The organism is Frigoribacterium sp. NPDC087798 (assembly GCF_044742985.1).
Lineage (GTDB): Bacteria > Actinomycetota > Actinomycetes > Actinomycetales > Microbacteriaceae > Frigoribacterium.
Window position 1 is genome coordinate 188,301 of the sequence record NZ_JBIUVP010000001.1, and the last position, 15,313, is coordinate 203,613.

The window sequence follows — 15,313 nt, forward strand, 5'->3', positions numbered from 1 at the left end:
GGTGCATCGAGTCTAGGCGGGGCTCGTGGGGGGCACGACGTCGTCGGCCGCCACGTCGTCGGCCGCCACGTCCTCGGCCCCGCGCAGCCGCTCGACGACTGCGGCGGCGAGCGTCGGGCCGATGCCGCGGATGGCCGAGATGTCCGCTGCCTCGGCATCCTTCAACCGCTTGACCGAGCCGAAGTGCTTCAGGAGCACGGCCACCCGGGAGGGCCCCAACCCCGGGATCTCCGCGAGCTGCGTCGAGATGTCGCGCTTGCGACGCTGCCGCTGGTGTGTGATCGCGAACCGGTGTGCTTCGTCGCGGATGCGTTGGATGAGGAAAAGCGCGTCGCTGTTGCGAGGGAGGATGACCGGGAAGTCGTCGTCGGGCAGCCAGATCTCCTCGAGCCGTTTCGCGATCCCGCAGAGCGCGATGTCCGTGACGCCGGCGTCGTCGAGTGCTCGTCGGGCCGCCGCCACCTGGGGCTGTCCGCCGTCGACGATGAGGAGGTTGGGGCGGTAGGCGAACCGTTTGCGTTGCTCTCCCACCTCCTCGACGGGCGCGAGTTCGTCGTCGAGGCGAGAGAGACGGCGGCTGAGCGTCTGGTAGATCGACTCGGTGTCGTCGGTCGACCGGGGGATGTTGAAACGCCGGTACTGGTCCTTCCGCGGCAGGCCGTCCTCGAAGACCACCATCGAGGCGACGATGTTCGTGCCCGAGAGGTGGGACACGTCGTAGCACTCCATGCGCAAGGGCGCGTCGCTCATGCCGAGGGCCTCCTGGATGTCGGCCAGGGCGGTCGACCGGGTGGCGAAGTCGGCGCTGCGACGGGTCTTGTAGAGCATGAGCGACTGCTGCGCGTTGAGGGTCGCCGTCTGCATCAGGTTTGCCTTCTCGCCGCGCTGTGCCGTGTGGATCTGGACCCGTCCCCGACCGCGGAGGGTGCTGAGCACGCTCTCGAGGGCATCGTTGTCGTCCGGCGTCTCGGTCACGACGATCTCGCGGGGAAGCTCGGCGCCGGCGGTGTAGATGCCCTGCAGGACCTGCTCGACGAGGTCGCCGGTCGAGATGTCGATCTCTTTGTCGACGACCCAGCCGCGGGAACCACGGATGCGACCGCCCCTCACCGTGAAGAGCTGGACGGCGGCCGCCAGCTCGTCCTCGGCGAGGGCGTAGAGGTCGAGATCGACGTTGTCGCGGAGGACGACCGCCGACTTGTCGAGCACGGCCTCGAGGGCCTGGACCTGGTCGCGGTACGTGGCCGCGTCCTCGAAGCGCTGCTCGACGGCGGCCGTCTTCATGGAGCGCTGCAGGTCGGCGATCACCCTCTTGTCGTAGCTGCCCATGAACTTGACGAACTCGTCGACGATCGCCCGGTGCTCGTCGATCGACACCTTGTGCGAACACGGCCCCCCACAACGACCGATCTGCCCCGGGAAGCAGGGCTTGCCCGTCTGCATGGCCTTCTTGTAGCTGCTGTCGGAACAGGTCCTGATCGGGAAGACCTTGATCATCAGGTCGATGGTGTCGTGGACGGCCCAGATCTTCGGGTACGGCCCGAAGTACTTGGCCCCCTTGATGCGCGGGTTGCGCGTGACCATCACCCGAGGTGCCTCGTCGGCCAGGGTGACGGCCATGAACGGATAGGTCTTGTCGTCGCGGAACTTGACGTTGAAGGGCGGGTCGAACTCTTTGATCCACGTGTACTCGAGCTGTAGGGCCTCGATGTCGCTGCCCACCACGGTCCATTCGACGGATCGAGCGGTGAGGACCATTCGTCGGGTGCGTTCGTGCAGCGACGGAAGCGGTGCGAAGTAGTTGCTCAGCCGGGCCCGGAGGTTCTTGGCCTTGCCGACGTACAGCACCCTCCCCCGCTCGTCACGCCAGCGGTAGACGCCGGGGTCGGTGGGGATCTCGCCCGCTTTCGGACGCCAGGAGACGGTGTTGCTCATCGTGCTTCGACGGCCTCCCGGCGTCGCGTCGACGTGGCCTTCTTCTTCTGCACCCGGGGCACGGTGTGACCCGACTCGAGGATCTCCCTCAGGAAGACGCCCGTGTGGCTCTCGGGCACGGTCGCGAGGTGCTCGGGGGTTCCGGTGGCGATGACGGTGCCGCCACCCGCGCCTCCTTCAGGGCCCATGTCGATCAGCCAGTCGGCGGACTTGATGACGTCGAGGTTGTGCTCGATCGTGATGACGGTGTTGCCCTTCTCGACCAGACCGTTCAGCACGAGGAGGAGCTTGCGGACGTCCTCGAAGTGCAGGCCGGTCGTCGGTTCGTCGAGCACGTAGACGCTGCGCCCGTTGGAACGCTTCTGCAGCTCGGTCGCGAGCTTCACGCGCTGGGCTTCGCCCCCGCTCAGCGTGGTGGCGCTCTGGCCGAGTCGCACGTAGCCCAGGCCGACGTCGACCAGCGTCGACATGAACCGGGAGATCGCCGAGATGGGGGCGAAGAACTCGGCGGCCTCGTTGATCGGCATCTCGAGGACCTCGGAGATGTTCTTGCCCTTGTACCGCACCGCCAGGGTGTCGCGGTTGTACCGCGCACCGCCGCACACCTCGCAGGCGACGTAGACGTCGGGAAGGAAGTTCATCTCGATCTTGATCGTGCCGTCACCTGCGCAGTTCTCGCAGCGGCCGCCCTTGACGTTGAAGCTGAACCGGCCCGGCAGGTAGCCGCGGGCCTTCGCGTCGGTCGTCTCGGCGAAGAGGGTGCGGATGCGATCGAAGACACCCGTGTAGGTCGCCGGGTTCGAGCGCGGGGTGCGACCGATCGGCGCCTGGTCGACGTGGACGACCTTGTCGAGGGCGTCGAGGCCCGTGACCCTCGTGTGCTTGCCGGGGATCTGACGGGCTCCGTTGAGCTGGTTGGCCAGGACCTTGTACAGGATGTCGTTGACGAGCGAGGATTTGCCCGAGCCGCTGACGCCCGTCACCGCGACGAAGGTGCCCAACGGGAAGTCGACGGTGACGTCGCGCAGGTTGTTGGCCTTGGCGCCCACGACCGAGATCATGCGCTTCTTGTCGACGGGGCGACGGCTGGTCGGGGTCTCGATGGAGCGCCGCCCGGCGAGGTAGTCGCCGGTGTACGAGTCGGTGTTGGCGACGAGGTCCTCGTAACTGCCCGAGTGAACGACCGTGCCGCCGTTGACGCCGGCACCCGGGCCGATGTCGACGACCCAGTCGGCCGTCTTGATGGTGTCTTCATCGTGTTCGACGACGATCAACGTGTTGCCGAGGTTCTTGAGTTTGACCAGCGTGTCGATGAGACGGCGGTTGTCACGCTGGTGGAGGCCGATGCTCGGCTCGTCGAGGACGTAGAGGACTCCGGTGAGACCCGACCCGATCTGGGTCGCGAGGCGGATGCGCTGGGCTTCTCCACCGGAGAGGGACCCCGCGGCGCGGGCCAGGGAGAGGTACGTGAGACCCACTTCGAGCAAGAACTCGAGTCGGACCCGGATCTCACGCAGCACCTGGGCCGCGATGCGCGCCTCGCGGGTCGTGAGGGTGAGGCTGTTCATGAACCCGAACGCGTCGGCGAGGCTGAGTTCGGACACGCTCGCGATGTCGTGCCCGTCGACCAGGACGGCGAGGACCTCGGGCTTGAGCCGCTTGCCCTTGCAGACGACGCACGGGATCTCGCGGAGGTAGGACGCGTAGCGCTGGCGTTGCGTGTCGGTCTCGGCCTCGGCGTACTTGCGCTCGATGTAGGGCATGACGCCCTCGAAGCCCGTCGAGTAGGTCATCTCTCGGCCGAAGCGGTTTCGCCACTTCACGGTGACCTCGAAGTCGTTGCCCTGCAGGACGGCCTGTCGGACCTTCTCGGGCAGCTCGTGCCAGGGCGTCTTGAGGCTGAAGCCCAGATCGCCGGCCAAGCCCTCGAGGAGCTTCTGGAAGTAGTTGTACAGCCCCTTGCCGGATTGGGTCCAGGGGAGGATGACGCCGTCGGCGAGGCTGAGCTCGGGGTCGCCGAGCAGCAGGTCGGAATCGACCGACATCTTCGTGCCGAGACCGGAGCACTCGGGGCAGGCGCCGAAGGGGGCGTTGAACGAGAACGTGCGGGGTTCGATCTCGGTGAGCTGGACCGGGTGGTTGTTCGGGCACGAGAGCTTCTCGGAGAACGTCCGGTACTTGCCGGCCGCGCCCTCGTCGGTGTCGACGAAGTCGATCGTGACCAGGCCGTCCGTCAGGCGCAGGGCGGTTTCGAGCGAGTCGGTCAGACGGGTCAGCGCCTGGTCGGAGGCGACGAGGCGATCGACCACGACCGAGATGTCGTGCTTGATCTGCTTCTTCAGCTTGGGCGGCGAACTGAGCTGGATCTGCTCACCATCGACGATGGCCCGGGAGTACCCCGTGGACGCGAGCTCGGCGAACAGGTCGACGAACTCGCCCTTCTTCTGCGAGACCACGGGGCTCAGCACCTGGTACCGGATGCCCGACTCGAGGGTCATGAGCTGGTCGGCGATCTGCTGCACGCTCTGCTTGCTGATCTTCTCGCCGCAGACGGCGCAGTGCGGAACGCCGATGCGTGCCCAGAGGAGGCGCATGTAGTCGTAGATCTCGGTGATCGTGCCGACCGTGGACCGCGGGTTGCGGTTCGTGGACTTCTGGTCGATGGAGACGGCCGGGCTCAGGCCCTCGATGAAATCGACGTCGGGACGGTCGACCTGACCCAGGAACTGCCGCGCGTAGGCCGACAGGGACTCGACGTACCGACGTTGCCCCTCGGCGAAGATCGTGTCGAACGCCAGGGACGATTTGCCCGAGCCGGACAACCCGGTGAAGACGACCAACGAGTCACGTGGGATCTCGAGGTCGACGTTGTTCAGGTTGTGCACTCGGGCACCCCGGACGCTCAGCGTGGAGGAACCTTCTACAGGTGAGATGGACACTCTTACCATTCTGTCGATGTGGACGACACTCGTCGTCGTGGCGGGCGGGCCCGCGGGAGGTGCAGCCGGCGGCGCGGGGTCAGGGGGCCGGGGACGAGACGGTCGGTTGGACGCCCGTCAGGCCGGCGGACACCTGCCACAGACGCGATGCCACCGACTCGTCACGGCTGTGACGTTTCGCGGGCACGCGGGCCGGAGCGCCGGTCAACTGGAACCATCCGGCCGGACCCCAGTATTCCCCGCCGTGGACGTCTTCGCCCACGAGGGCGTGGACGAGAGGCTCTGCTCCGACCTCCTTGCCCTGGGAGAAGACGTGCATCATCGAGGTGAGGACGGCGGGAGGGCGGCGGGGCTCGACGACGGGCGGGCGCGGGTCGCTGAGCGAGTCCCACGAGAACCCGGGGTGGGCGACGACGCTGGAGACCGAGGATCCGGCGGCCCGGAGGCGACGGTCGAGGTCGAAGCCGAAGGTCATGACCGCGAGCTTGGAGCGTGCGTAGGCGACCGCGCCGGAGTAGCTCGAGACCATCATGGGATCGTCCAGGTCGAGTCGCACCCACCGATGGCTGATGCTTCCGAGGTGCACGACTCGAGCCCGCCCTGCCGACTCGAGGGCCGGCATGAGGTGCGAGACCAGGGCGAAGTGGCCGAGATGATTGGTGCCGAACTGGAGCTCGAACCCGTCGGTCGTCGTCTGACGCCGACGGGAGCCGACGACGCCGGCGTTGGCCAGGAGGCCGTCGACCGGTCCGCCCGCGGCGATGGCGGATGCACCCGTGCGGACCGACGCGAGGTCGGCCAGGTCGAGGGCGACCGTGTCGACGTCCGCCCCGGGCACGCGGCTGCGGAGGAGATCGGCGGCCCGCACGGCCCTCTCGGCGTCGCGGGCCGCAAGGACGACCTGGTGACCGGCCGCGACGAGCCGCTCGGCGGAGTAGTAGCCGAGCCCCGCGGTCGCACCCGTGACGACGACGCGTCGACGATCACCGGGCATGACCGGCCGCCTCCATCTGTCGCAGGTCTTTCTTCAGGTCGGCGACCTCGTCGCGGAGCCGACCGGCCAACTCGAACTTGAGCTCGGCCGAGGCCTGCAGCATCTGCTCGTTGAGGTCGGCGATGATCGCTTCGAGGCCGTTCGCGGCGCTGGCGGCCTTGCCCTCGCGGCGGAGGTTCGGCGTGGGGGCGCGCTTGCCACCCTGGCGATCCGCGAGGAGACGTGCGGTGTCGGCACCTTCTCGGGCCAGGACCTCGGTGATGTCGGCGATCTTCTTGCGGAGCGGTTGGGGGTCGATGCCTCGCTCGAGGTTGTAGGCGACCTGCTTCTCTCGACGACGATCGGTCTCTTCGAGAGCCTGCTTCATCGAGTCGGTCATCACGTCGGCGTACATGTGGACCTGACCCGAGACGTTTCGCGCCGCACGGCCGATGGTCTGGATCAGTGACGTGGACGAACGGAGGAAGCCCTCTTTGTCGGCGTCGAGGATCGCGACGAGCGACACCTCGGGGAGGTCGAGGCCCTCACGGAGCAGGTTGATGCCGACGAGCACGTCGTAGACGCCCTGCCGCAGTTCGGTGAGCAGTTCGACCCGCCGGAGCGTGTCGACGTCGGAGTGCAGGTACCGGACACGCACTCCGGCCTCGGTGAGGAAGTCGGTGAGTTCTTCGGCCATCTTCTTGGTCAGGGTGGTGACCAGGACGCGTTCGTCGACCTCGACCCGTGTGCGGATCTCTTCGAGCAGGTCGTCGATCTGGCCTGCGGACGGCTTGACCACGATCTCGGGATCGATGAGGCCGGTGGGTCGGATGATCTGCTCGACCACGCTGTCGGTGATGCCCAGCTCGTACTTGCCGGGCGTCGCCGAGAGGTAGACCTTCTGGCCGACCCGGTCGAGGAACTCCTCGAACTTGAGGGGTCTGTTGTCGAGGGCGCTGGGAAGCCGGAAGCCGTGGTCGACGAGGGTGCGTTTGCGCGAGGCGTCGCCTTCGTACATGGCGCCGATCTGGGGCACGGTGACGTGCGACTCGTCGATCACCACGAGCAGGTCGTCCGGGAAGTAGTCGAGCAAGCAGTGGGGTGCCTCGCCGGGCGACCGACCGTCGATGTGCGCGGAGTAGTTCTCGATGCCGTTGCAGAAGCCGATCTGTTCCATCATCTCGAGGTCGAAGGTCGTGCGCATGCGCAGGCGCTGGGACTCGAGGAGCTTTCCCTGCTTGTCGAGCTCGTCGAGGCGGGTGGCGAGTTCGTCCTTGATGGTGCCGATGGCGCGGTGCATGACATCTGTGCCCGCGACGTAGTGCGAACCGGGGAAGACCGAGACGGCGTCCATCGTCTTGACGACGTCGCCCGTGAGCGGATGGAGGGCGTACAGCGCCTCCACCTCGTCGCCGAACATCTCGATGCGGATGGCCAGTTCTTCGTACATCGGGATGATCTCGATCGTGTCTCCTCGCACGCGGAAGTTGCCACGGGAGAAGTCGATGTCGTTGCGCTGGTACTGCATCGAGACGAACCGCCGGATGAGCGTCTCGCGATCGATCCGCATGCCGACCTGGAGAGCGATCATGGCCTCCATGTAGCCCTCGGGGGTACCGAGACCGTAGATGCAGGAGACCGTCGAGACGACGATGACGTCGCGTCGGCTCAGCAGCGAGTTCGTCGTCGAGTGCCGCAACCGCTCGACCTCGGCGTTCACCGAGCTGTCCTTCTCGATGAAGGTGTCGGTCTGCGGGACGTAGGCCTCGGGCTGGTAGTAGTCGTAGTACGAGACGAAGTACTCGACGGCGTTGTTCGGGAAGAGCGACCGGAACTCGTTCGCCAACTGGGCCGCGAGCGTCTTGTTGTGGGCGAGCACGAGCGTGGGCCGTTGTACCTGCTCGACGAGCCAGGCGGTGGTCGCCGACTTGCCCGTTCCGGTGGCGCCGAGCAGGACGACGTCGGTCTCGCCGGCGTTGATGCGCCCCGCCAGTTCGGCGATGGCGGCCGGCTGGTCGCCACTGGGTTCGAATTCGCTGATGACTTCGAACGGGCGCACACTGCGGGTCGGTTCCATGGATTCCAGCTTAGGAGGGACCACCGACACTCGTGTCGTGGGAGGCCGCCTGCTTCGCCGCTGACAGCGAACGCAGGCGGTCGTAGAGGTCGTCCGCCTGTTCCAGCGTGCTCTCGAGCGAACCGGAGGAGTCGACGACGAGGTCCGCCACGGCGAGCCGCGTCCGGTCGTCCGCCTGCGCGTCCACGCGACGCCGCGCCTCCTCGTCGTCCATCCCGCGGAGCTCGACGAGTCGCCTCAGGCGGACCTCGCGCGGGGCGTGCACGACGACGACCACGTCGAAGCCGTCGGTCCCCCGCGACTCGACGAGCAACGGCACGTCGTAGACGACGACGCGACCCGCGTCGTCCGCGACGGCGTCGGACATGCGCCGGACCGAGAGCTCGTGCACGGCCGGATGGGTGATCCCCTCGAGGTCGCGGCGTGCAGCGGCATCGGCGAAGACGATCGCCCCCAGGGCGGCTCGGTCGAGGGAACCGTCGGGCTGCAGGACGTCGGACCCGAAGCGCGCGACGACGGCCTCGAGTCCGGCGGATCCTGGCTCGACCACCTCGCGGGCGAGGGCGTCGGCGTCGATGTGCGCCGCGCCCCGTTCTGCGAGTCGACGGGCCACGACCGACTTGCCGGCAGCGATGCCACCGGTCAATCCACAGACGAACACGACGTCGAGACTACGCCGGAAACGCCGGAAGGCGGCTCCCCCGAGGGGGAACCGCCTTCTGGTCGAGACCGGAGGGACTCAGTTGTTGTTCGACAGCTTCTCGCGCAGAGCGGCGAGCGACTCGTCGTCGGCGAGGGTGCCGGCGCCCGAGGCGGACTCGGCCGAGAACGACGAACCCGTGGGAGCGTCGAACGTCGTCTCTTCGACGAGCGAGGCAGCGACCTGCTTCTTGTGGGCTTCCCAGCGCGCCTGGGCGGCAGCGTAGTCCTGCTCCCACTTCTCGCGCTGCGAGTCGAAGCCCTCGCGCCACTCGTTCGTCTCGGGGTCGAAGCCCTCGGGGTACTTGTAGTTGCCCTGGTCGTCGTACTCGGTGAGCATGCCGTAGAGCGCCGGGTCGAACTCGGTGCCCTCGGGGTCGACGCCCTCGTTGGCCTGCTTGAGGCTCAGCGAGATGCGACGGCGGTCGAGGTCGATGTCGATGACCTTGACGAACACCTCGTCGCCGACGGCGACGACCTGCTCGGCCAGCTCGACGTGCTTCGCCGACAGCTCGGAGATGTGCACGAGACCCTCGATGCCGTCGGCCACGCGGACGAACGCACCGAAGGGGACGAGCTTGGTGACCTTGCCCGGAGCGACCTGACCGATCGCGTGCGTGCGGGCGAACACCTGCCACGGGTCTTCCTGGGTGGCCTTGAGCGAGAGCGACACGCGCTCACGGTCGAGGTCGACCTCGAGGATCTCGACGGTGACCTCCTGGCCCACCTCGACGACCTCGCTGGCGTGCTCGATGTGCTTCCAGCTGAGCTCCGAGACGTGCACGAGGCCGTCCACGCCGCCCAGGTCGACGAACGCACCGAAGTTGACGATCGACGAGACGACGCCCTTGCGGACCTGGCCCTTGTGGAGGTTGTTGAGGAAGGTCGTGCGGCTCTCCGACTGCGTCTGCTCGAGCAGGGCGCGGCGCGACAGGACCACGTTGTTGCGGTTCTTGTCGAGCTCGAGGATCTTGGCCTCGATCTCCTGGCCCAGGTAGGGCGTGAGGTCGCGGACGCGGCGCAGCTCGATGAGCGATGCGGGGAGGAAGCCACGGAGGCCGATGTCGACGATGAGGCCACCCTTGACGACCTCGATGACCGTACCGGTGACGACGCCGTCGGCGTCCTTGATCTTCTCCACGTCGCCCCAGGCACGCTCGTACTGAGCGCGCTTCTTGGACAGGATCAGACGGCCTTCTTTGTCTTCCTTCTGGAGGACGAGGGCCTCGACCGTGTCGCCGACCTCGACGACCTCGGTGGGGTCGACGTCGTGCTTGATCGAGAGTTCGCGCGAGGGGATGACGCCCTCGGTCTTGTAGCCGACGTCGAGGAGGACCTCGTCGCGGTCGATCTTCACGACGGTGCCCTCGATGAGGTCGCCGTCGTTGAAGAACTTCAGGGTCTTCTCGACCGCGGCCAGGAAGTCATCAGCGGATCCGATGTCGTTGATGGCGACCTGCTTGGGTGCCTTGGTCGTTACGGTTGTCATGTAGTTAGTGCTCCAGTACGGGCATGAATCGGGCCGTGCTCGTCCCTCGAACGGTGTCCGGGAGGGTGTGTCGAACGCGGCGTGCGGAAATGTCGACGCAGATAGCGCTCGGTCATCTTAGCGCGGCGCCGCAGGTGTGGGCAACGGCGTGTCGTGGGTCGCGGCGACTCACGCGAGCAGTGCCCGCCGGAGCGTGTCGAGCCCGACCCCGCCCAGCTGCAGGGCGTCCCGGTGGAAGGCCTTGACGTCGAAGGCGGCGCCGTCTCGACGCGCGCGTTCGGCGCGGAGGTCTTCCCAGATGCGCTGACCGACCTTGTACGACGGCGCCTGCCCCGGCCAGCCGAGGTACCGGTCGACCTCGAAGCGCACGAACTCGGTGTCCATGTTGACGTTGTCCGACATGAAGGCGAAGGCGTTCGTCGCGTCCCACCGCCCGCCACCGCCGGGGAACGGCTTGCCGAGGTGGACCCCGATGTCGAGCACGACACGCGCGGCACGCATGCGCTGACCGTCGAGCATGCCGAGCCGATCGCCCGGGTCGCCGAGCCAACCGAGCTCGTCCATCAGCCGTTCCGCGTACAGGGCCCAGCCCTCGGCGTGCCCCGAGGTGCCGGCCAGCTGGCGACGCCACGTGTTGAGCGTGGCCCGGTTGTGGACGGCCTGACCGAGTTGGAGGTGGTGACCGGGGACCCCCTCGTGGAAGACCGTCGTCGTCTCACGCCACGTGCCGAAACGGGTGACCCCCTCGGGCACGGACCACCACATGCGGCCGGGACGCGAGAAGTCGTCGCTGGGGCTCGTGTAGTAGATGCCACCGTCCTTGGTCGGTGCGATGCGGCACTCGAGCCGGCGGACCGGTTCGGGGATGTCGAACTGGTCCCGGCCCAGCTCGGCGACCGCGCGGTCGCTGAGCTCCTGCATCCAGGCGCGGAGGGCGTCGGTGCCGTCGAGCTGGCGTGCGGGGTCGGCATCGAGCAGCTCGATGGCCCGGGAGACCGACGCCCCGGGTTCGATCCGCCGGGCGACCTCTTCTTGTTCGGCCGTCATCCGGGCGAGCTCGTCGATCCCCCACTCGTAGGTCTCGTCGAGGTCGACCGTCGCTCCGAGGAACCGTCGCGAGTGCAGGGCGTAGGCGTCGCGCCCGACGGCGTCGTCGGCGGTCGCCGCGGGGAGCAACTCGTCGAGCAGGAAGCGTCGGAGGTCGACGTAGGCCTCCGCCGCCGACGAGGCGCCCGAGGTGAGGTCCCGGCCGAGCGCCGTTCCGGGTTCGGTGCCGTCACCGAGCCGGGCGCCCCGCACGAACTCGGCGAAGAAGCCGTCGTCGGCACCGATGCGGGCACACTGCTCGGCCACCTTCTCGACCTGGCGCCGGGCGGGGGTGACTCCCCCGGCGATGCCCCCGCGCAACGTCTCGACGTACTGGTCGACGGCGGTCCGTACCCGGCCGAGGCGGGTCGCGACGTCGACCCAGTCGCCCTCGGAGGCGGTGGGCATGAGGTCGAACACGTCGCGGATGCCCTGGGCCGGTGACGCGATCACGTTGAGGTCGCGCAACTCGAGGCGCTGTTCGGCGTAGAGCAGCTCGAGTTCGAGCTCGCTCGTCAGGTCGTCCCGGGTGACCCGGTCGACGTCGTCGACGGGGGTGGTGGCCCGCAGTTCGGCCAGCGTGGCCCGGACGGCCTCGACGCGTCGGGCATGACCGTCGGGCGAGTAGTCGCCGTACTCGCCCGTCCGGCCCTCACGGCCGATCCAGGTCGCGGTCGTGGGGTCGAGCTCGCAGAGGGTGTCCACCCAGCGTTCGGCGACCCCGTCGACGGGGGTGGGCGTGCGAGGGGTCGGCGTCGTCGCGGCATCGGTCATGCCGACGAGCCTAGTGACGCAGGAGGCGCGGTGCAGGGGGCCCCGCACCGCGCCTCCTCGGCTCCCACGACGAACGGGACGCCCGCCGACTCTCGTCGGCGGGCGTCCCGTTCTGGTGTCGGTGCCTACTCTTTGTCGAGGTCGGTCGCCAGGAGCGCGACGAGTTCATCGAGGGCGGCCTCGGCGTTGTCGCCCTCGGTCGCGACGACGACCTCTTCACCGTGGCCGATGCCCAGCGAGAGCACGCCGAGGATGCTGGCGGCGTTGACGCTCTTGCCGGCCGCGGAGGTCAGCGTGACCTTGGCGCCGGTCTTGCCGGCGGCCTGGCTGAACAACGAGGCGGGGCGGGCGTGCAGCCCGACGCTCGAGGCGATGGTGACGGAACGTTCTGGCATGTCTTCTCCTCTGGAGGGGGTGGGGATCAGTCGTCGTCGTCGGTCGACGCGAGCAACTCGTAGACCTCGGCGGTCGTGGTCGACCCGCGCAGGGCGGCGGCCTTGTCGGGGTCCATCAGGATGCTGGCGAGCTGGCTGAGGATGGCGATGTGGCCGTTGCCCTTGGCGGCGATGCCGACCGTGACCGAGACCTCGTTGCCGTCCCAGTCGACCGGGGTCGGGAACCGCAGCACGACGAGGGCGTCCTCTTTGACCGAGTCCTTGCCGGCGAGGGTGCCGTGCGGGATCGCCACACCCTCGCCGACGTAGGTGGACACCGAGTTCTCGCGCTCGAACATGGCGTCGACGTACGACTCGTCGATCGCACCCGCGTCGATCAGGGCACGACCCGTCTTGCGGATGGCCTCGTCACGCGAGGCGGCGACCTCGTCGAGTCGGATGGACGACTCCGCGAGGAGCGCCGAGAGCTCGGGTGCCTGCTGGTCGGTCATCGTCAGACCTCGACCGTCGAGCCGTCCTGGATCGCCTTGACGACCTTGGCGACGTTGGGGTCTCCCATGAACAGCTGGAACGGCACGACGGGCACGTTCGGCACGACGCCGCGGGCGCGCTCGGCGAGGTTGTTCTGGGTGACGACGACGTCGGCGTCCGACGGGATCGACGCGACGGGCGAGTGCTCGACGGTGACACCGCTCTTCTTCAGCTGCTTCTTGAGCGTGGACGCCAGCATGACGCTGCTGCCCATGCCCGCGTCGCACGCGACGATGAGTTTCTTGATGCTGGAACCGTCGAGGGTTGCCATGACCTTCTCCTTGTGTGGTGGTGGTGCTGACTGGTGGTGCGGGCGGGCTAGGCGGTGGGTGCCGCGGTGCCCTTGCTGGTGGCCTTGTTGGCCGCGGTGGCGGCCTGGGCGTCGGCGAGAGCCTGCTCCTGTGCGGCGGAGTCCTCGGCACGGGCCTCGCGGTTCTCCTTGCGACCGAAGCCCATGAGGAGGGACGAGACGACGAACGAGACGGCCGCCGAGAGCAGGATACCCAGGTAGATCGGGAGAAGGTCCCCGCGGGCGGCGACGAGCGTGTAGGCGATGATGCTGCCGGGCGAGGCAGGGCCGACGAGGCCGACGTTGAACAGGGCGAAGGTCGCGATGCCGGTCGCTCCACCGAGGACGGCGGCGACGAGCAGGATCGGCTTCATCAGCACGTACGGGAAGTAGATCTCGTGGATGCCACCGAAGAAGTGCACGATGATCGCGGCCGGGGCCGAGGGGCGGATGGCGCGCGGACCGAAGAAGAGGTACGCGAGGAGGATGCCGAGACCCGGGCCGGGGTTCGACTCGAGCATGAAGAGGATCGACTTGCCGGCCTCCTGCACCTGCGTGCCACCGAGGGGGGTGAGGATGCCCTGGTTGATGGCGTTGTTGAGGAACAGGACCTTGGCCGGCTCGATGATGATCGACGCCAGGGGCAGCAGGCCACGGTCGACGAGGAAGCCGACGGCGCCGCCGAAGACGTTCGTGATCGCGGTGGTGACCGGAGCCAGGCCGAAGAAGGCGAGCACGCCCATGGCGCCACCGATGATGCCGAGCGAGAAGTTGTTGACGAGCATCTCGAAGCCGGACTTGATGCGGCCGTCGACGAGCTTGTCGAACTGCTTGAGGACCCAGGCGGCCAGCGGGCCGACGATCATCGCGCCGAGGAACTGCGGCACGTCGGTCGCGACGATGACGCCCATGACGGCGACGGCGCCGATGACGGCACCGCGCTGACCGTGGACCATGCGACCACCCGTGTAGGCGATCAGGATCGGCAGCAGGTACTTGATGATGGGACCGACGAGGCCGGGCCACGGGGTGCCGTCGGACATCTCGCCGAAGCCGCCGAGCTGGGGCACCGGCGTCCAACCGGTCTGGATGAACAGGGCCGTGATGAGGCCCCAGGCGATGAAGGCGCCGATGTTCGGCATGATCATGCCGGCCAGGAAGCCACCGAAGCGCTGGACGCGCGCTCGGGCTCCCGTACCGGTGACGGTGGGGGTGAATTCGGACATGGTGACGACTTCTCCTTGTTTCTCTCAGCGACGAGAGGGGTGTGGGGTGATGGAGGTGGTGCGAGGTGCTGCGGTGCGTCGGGAGGGAACGAGGGGGGCCGGTCGGAGTCGCGTCATGCGATCACGACCCGGGGGCCGGCCTGTTCGACGTCGTCGGCCAGCTCGGCGTCCACGCCGGAGTCGGTGATGACGGTGTCGACGTCGGTGAGCGGCGCGACCTTGGCGAAGTCCTCGCGACCGAACTTGGTGTGGTCCGCGAGGACGACGGTGCGTCGTGACGCGGCGATGAGCGCGCGCTTGACCCGCGCCTCCGCCAGGTCGGGGGTGCTGATGCCGCGCTCCACCGAGACGCCGTTCGTCCCGATGAAGGCGACGTCGGCGAAGACGTCGGCGATCTGGGCCCGCGTCCAGTCCCCCACCGCGGAGTACGTGCGGGTGCGGATGAGGCCGCCGAGCAGGTGGAGGGTGACGTTCGGTCGGCTGATCAGGATGGTGGCGACGGCGAGCGAGTGGGTGACCACGGTCAGCTCGCGGTCGAGGGGCAGGAGTTCGGCCAGACGGATGGTCGAGGTGCCGGCGTCGACGATGATCGAGCCGCCGTCGGGCAGCTCGTCGAGGGCGGCCCGGGCGATGCGCTCCTTCTCGGACGCGGCCGTTCCCTCCCGGTCGACCACGGGAGGCTCGATGCCGAGGCGCTCGACGGCGATGGCGCCTCCGTGGACGCGGCGGAGGACGCCCCGGCGCTCGAGGGCGGTCAGGTCGCGGCGCACGGTCTCGGGCGCGACCGAGAGCTCTCGTGCGAGACCGGCCACCTCGACTCGGCCCCGGGACAGGGCCGTGTCGAGGATCTGCTGGTGACGCTCCGGTGCGTACATGGGAGACCTCGTCGTCGGACTGCAC

At 68.1% G+C, this 15,313-nt stretch carries 12 protein-coding genes; all 12 read right to left on the minus strand.

From position 1 onward, the window contains the following. Positions 1–12 precede the first annotated feature (12 nt). The gene (gene uvrC / locus ACIOSR_RS00945; protein ID WP_123570080.1) at positions 13–1,935 is read right to left on the minus strand and encodes an excinuclease ABC subunit UvrC; all 1,923 of its coding nucleotides are present in this window, start codon (positions 1,933–1,935) and stop codon (positions 13–15) included. After that, entirely contained in the window at positions 1,932–4,883 is a 2,952-nt protein-coding gene (uvrA, locus tag ACIOSR_RS00950; protein ID WP_402751631.1) for an excinuclease ABC subunit UvrA, read from the minus strand. The genes uvrC and uvrA overlap by 4 nt, the downstream gene beginning before the upstream one ends. Before the next feature lie 70 nt (positions 4,884–4,953). Further along, entirely contained in the window at positions 4,954–5,868 is a 915-nt protein-coding gene (locus ACIOSR_RS00955) for an SDR family NAD(P)-dependent oxidoreductase (RefSeq protein WP_173150858.1), read from the minus strand. Beyond that, the gene (gene uvrB, locus ACIOSR_RS00960; RefSeq protein WP_402751632.1) at positions 5,858–7,924 is read right to left on the minus strand and encodes an excinuclease ABC subunit UvrB; all 2,067 of its coding nucleotides are present in this window, start codon (positions 7,922–7,924) and stop codon (positions 5,858–5,860) included. Before uvrB ends, ACIOSR_RS00955 begins: the two co-directional genes overlap by 11 nt. Positions 7,925–7,934: 10 nt before the next feature. Next, positions 7,935–8,585: a dephospho-CoA kinase gene (gene coaE, locus ACIOSR_RS00965; RefSeq protein WP_056045251.1), complete on the minus strand. Its 651-nt coding sequence runs from the start codon at positions 8,583–8,585 to the stop codon at positions 7,935–7,937. 78 nt (positions 8,586–8,663) lie between these two features. Continuing rightward, positions 8,664–10,112: a 30S ribosomal protein S1 gene (gene rpsA, locus ACIOSR_RS00970; RefSeq protein WP_043592805.1), complete on the minus strand. Its 1,449-nt coding sequence runs from the start codon at positions 10,110–10,112 to the stop codon at positions 8,664–8,666. Positions 10,113–10,280: 168 nt separating this feature from the next. Next, on the minus strand, positions 10,281–11,972 hold the full coding sequence (locus tag ACIOSR_RS00975) for a DUF885 domain-containing protein (protein ID WP_402751633.1): 1,692 nt from the start codon (positions 11,970–11,972) through the stop codon (positions 10,281–10,283). 125 nt (positions 11,973–12,097) lie between these two features. Then, on the minus strand, positions 12,098–12,367 hold the full coding sequence (locus ACIOSR_RS00980; protein WP_043592801.1) for an HPr family phosphocarrier protein: 270 nt from the start codon (positions 12,365–12,367) through the stop codon (positions 12,098–12,100). A gap of 26 nt (positions 12,368–12,393) precedes the next feature. Beyond that, on the minus strand, positions 12,394–12,858 hold the full coding sequence (locus ACIOSR_RS00985; protein ID WP_056045258.1) for a PTS sugar transporter subunit IIA: 465 nt from the start codon (positions 12,856–12,858) through the stop codon (positions 12,394–12,396). Between the two features lie 2 nt (positions 12,859–12,860). Next, a complete protein-coding gene (locus ACIOSR_RS00990; RefSeq protein ID WP_054146078.1) occupies positions 12,861–13,169 on the minus strand; it encodes a PTS lactose transporter subunit IIB in 309 nt (102 codons plus the stop codon). A 47-nt stretch (positions 13,170–13,216) separates the two neighbouring features. Continuing rightward, positions 13,217–14,413, minus strand: a complete 1,197-nt coding sequence (locus ACIOSR_RS00995) for a PTS mannitol transporter subunit IICB (protein WP_056045261.1) — start codon at positions 14,411–14,413, stop codon at positions 13,217–13,219. Positions 14,414–14,526: 113 nt separating this feature from the next. Beyond that, entirely contained in the window at positions 14,527–15,288 is a 762-nt protein-coding gene (locus ACIOSR_RS01000) for a DeoR/GlpR family DNA-binding transcription regulator (RefSeq protein ID WP_056045263.1), read from the minus strand. Between the last annotated feature and the right edge of the window lie 25 nt (positions 15,289–15,313).